Annotated in this window: 3 protein-coding genes; all 3 read right to left on the reverse strand. The window is 64.1% G+C overall.

Annotated elements, in window-relative coordinates:
* Window positions 1–1,411, reverse strand: a 1,411-nt coding sequence (locus EN994_RS24160; protein ID WP_127307856.1) for a sulfatase, incomplete at its 3' end; no start/stop codon positions are given.
* A gap of 91 nt (window positions 1,412–1,502) precedes the next feature.
* Window positions 1,503–2,480, reverse strand: a complete 978-nt coding sequence (locus EN994_RS24165) for an aliphatic sulfonate ABC transporter substrate-binding protein (RefSeq protein WP_063168596.1) — start codon at window positions 2,478–2,480, stop codon at window positions 1,503–1,505.
* Window positions 2,481–2,498: 18 nt separating this feature from the next.
* Window positions 2,499–3,212, reverse strand: a 714-nt coding sequence (locus tag EN994_RS24170) for an ABC transporter ATP-binding protein (RefSeq protein ID WP_245466073.1), incomplete at its 5' end; no start/stop codon positions are given.

The following is a 3,212-nucleotide window of genomic DNA, read 5'->3' on the forward strand; positions in this document are numbered from 1 at the left end:
GTCTTTCGAGATAGGCCGGCAACTCGCCAAGGCAATGGAACGGCCCGCCTTCCCGGATCACCGTCACCAGCGGGTCGACATCGCTGTCGCTGCGGATGGCCATGGCGCTGCGCCAGTCCTCGAGCAGCCGGCTGGCATGATCGACCACATCGCTTCGGGAGCCTGAGAGATCATGCTGCTCATGCGGATCCTCACTCAGATTGAACAGGCTGACCGGGCCGAAATCCTTGTAGCCGTCATGATAGGTGCGCAGCATCAGCCAGTCGGCCCCGCCGAGCCGGAACCGCACGCCGCGCTGTACCGCCCACGCACCCTGGCTCAGCACCAGGAAATCGCGGCCACCTTCCTCCTTCGCGGCAAGCGCCGGTGCAAAGGAGCGCCCGTCCCAAAGCGCCGGAACGTTGCCGCCGAGCCGGTCGATCAGCGTGGCGGCCCAGTCGAAATGATAGTGAAGGCCGCCATTGACGCCGCGCATGTCCTCGGCGCCGGGCCAGCGGATGACCAGCGGCACGTTGCAGGTGAATTCGTCGGCCGTCTGATGATCACCCCAGACGTTGAGCTCGCCGAGGTTTTCGCCATGATCGGCGCCGATGACGATGATCGTGTCGTCGAACAGGCCTTGCCGCTTCAACTCCTCGACGATGAGACCGACATGATAATCGGCATAGAGCACGCCGGTGTCGTAGCCGTCGAACCAGGCCTTGACGGTGTCCATGCCGCTGATCGGCGACGGCATGCGCCGGTATTTCGATCCGCCCGGCTCGACGTCGAAGCCCGAGGGTTCCTGCGGGCTGTGCGGGCCGTAGCCAGCATGGCTCTTCTCGAATACCGCCCTGGTCATCCAGTCGGGAAGCGGCTGGTCGGCGAAGGGGTCGCCGAAAGCGTCCGGCGCGCGATAGGGCGTGTGCGGGTCCCAGACATTGACATGCAGGAACCACTTTTTTGCCGAGCCATTGCGCTTCAGCCAGTCGATCGCCAGGCCCGAAACCTCGTCGGCGTTCTCCATGCCGGCCTTGCCGGGATTGATGATCTCGTTGAAGCCGGCATACCAATGCCAGCAGCCATGCCGTTCGCCAAAACTGCTGATGGTCGTGGTGTGGTAGCCGAGATCGCGCAGCGCCCGCATCCAGCCTTCCTCGTAGAAGGTGCCGGCCCAGGCTCGCTCGGCGCCTTCGCGGAACGGCTCGCAGGCGGTGCCGCCATGGCCGACCACGCCGGTCCGCATTCCGTGGCGGCCGCTCCACAGCGCCGTGCGCGACGGATGGCAAGGCACATCGGACACATAGACGTTCTCGAAGCGGATGCCCTCGCCGGCAAGGCTGTCGATGACGGGAGAGGTGTTGCGATGATAGCCGTAGCAGCCGAGGTGGTCGCGCCTGAGGCTGTCGATGTCGATATAGAGAACGTTCATGGATGGCTCGTCGCTGCTGTGATTGTCAGGAAACAGGCCCCGGTTCGCTGCCGGGGCTTGCGGTTTGCAAGGGGCGATTTCAAGAAGGCCGTCAGGCCGAAATGTATTGATCGCCCAGATAATAGTCCTTGGGATCGAGCGAGGTCTCGAGCTTGCCAAAGGTCTTGAACAGGTCGTTCATCGTCGAGAACCAGCCGTTCACGGTGCCGTCCTTGGTTAGCTTGATCAGTTCGGCCGAGGTCATGAAACGGCCATAACCGGCTTCCGTCTTCAGCTGGTCGGCAGGAATGCCGAGCAGCTTGGAGGTGATCTCGATCGCCTTGTCCTGGTTGGCGGCACGAAAATCCTGCGCGTCCTTGATGGCGCGCACCACGTTGCGGACGAGATCGGGATTGCCCTCGACCAAATCGTTGCGGGCAATGAAGACGCTCGGAAATGTGGTCTGCGGATAGAAGTCGTCGTTCTTGGCCAGCTCCACCAGATCGGGAACGCTCTTCTGGATGATGCCGACGAACGGATACCAGATGCCGGCCGCGTCGACCTGCTTGGAGGCGAAGGCCGCCACGATGGTGCTCGGGTCCATCTGCACGATGTCGAGGTCGGTCATCGCCATACCGGCCTTGCGCAGCGCCAGCCGCAACAGCATGTCGCCCGAGGTGCCGGCCGCGATCGCGACCTTCTTGCCCTTGAGGCCGGCGATGGACGTGATGCCGGCTTGGGCGATCACCCGGTCCGAGAAGCCGACATCGTTGACGGCGATGATCTTGGCCTTGCCGCTCGCCGGCAGCCACAGCGCGCCCGGTCCGAGATAGCCGAATTCCAGGCTGTTGGCGCCAAGCGCCTGGACCTGGATGGGGCCGTTGGTGAAGACCTTGATATTGGCATCGACGCCGTGCTTGGCATAGAAGCCCTGGTCGGCCGCGACGCCGGCCACGCTGGCGCCCCAGAAATCGCCGTTGTAGCCGATGCGTGCCGCCGTTCCCGCCGCTCCGGCACGGATGCCAGAGGCAGCGAACGCGGCAAGTGCCGCCGATGATGCGATGAGGTTACGTCTTGTCAGTGTCACCATACTCTCCTCCTGTCACTGTTACTGGTGGTAAACGGCTTGCCAGACGCGGTTGCGGATGCTCATGAACTCCGCCGAAAGCCGGATTTCCTCGGTTCTTGGGTAAGGCAGGCCGACGTCGATGATCTCCTGCAGCCTGCCGGGCCGCGCCGCCATGACGATGACGCGGTTGGCGAGGTAGACCGCCTCGTCGACATCGTGGGTGATGAACATCACGGTGCGCCGCTCCCGGCTCCAGGTGTCGAGCAACTGGTCCTGGAGCTGCACGCGGGTCAGTGCGTCGAGCGCCCCGAAGGGCTCGTCCATCAAAAGGATCGAGGGATCGACCGCATAGGCCCGGGCGATCGCGCAACGCTGCTTCATGCCGCCCGAAAGCGTCTTCGGCAGCGCGTCGGCGAAGTCGCCAAGGCCGACGAGATCGATGAAACGCTCGGCGATCTGCCGGCGGCGCGAAGCTTCCTCGCCCTTGATGCGCAGCCCGAACTCGACGTTCTGGCGTACGGTGAGCCAGGGAAACAGCGCGTATTGCTGGAAGATCATGCCGCGCTCCGGACCCGGCCCCTCGACCGCCTTGCCATCGACCAGCACGGTGCCCTCGCTCGGCTTCAGCAGGCCGGCCGCGATGTTGAGCGCGGTCGACTTACCGCAGCCGGACGGACCGACGACGGTGACGAATTCGCCGTCGGCGATGTCGAGCGACAGCCGGTCAAGCGCGACGAAGGCATTGTCCTTGAG

Origin of the sequence: Mesorhizobium sp. M7A.F.Ca.CA.002.09.1.1 (assembly GCF_003998555.1) — a bacterium.
GTDB lineage: Bacteria > Pseudomonadota > Alphaproteobacteria > Rhizobiales > Rhizobiaceae > Mesorhizobium > Mesorhizobium ciceri.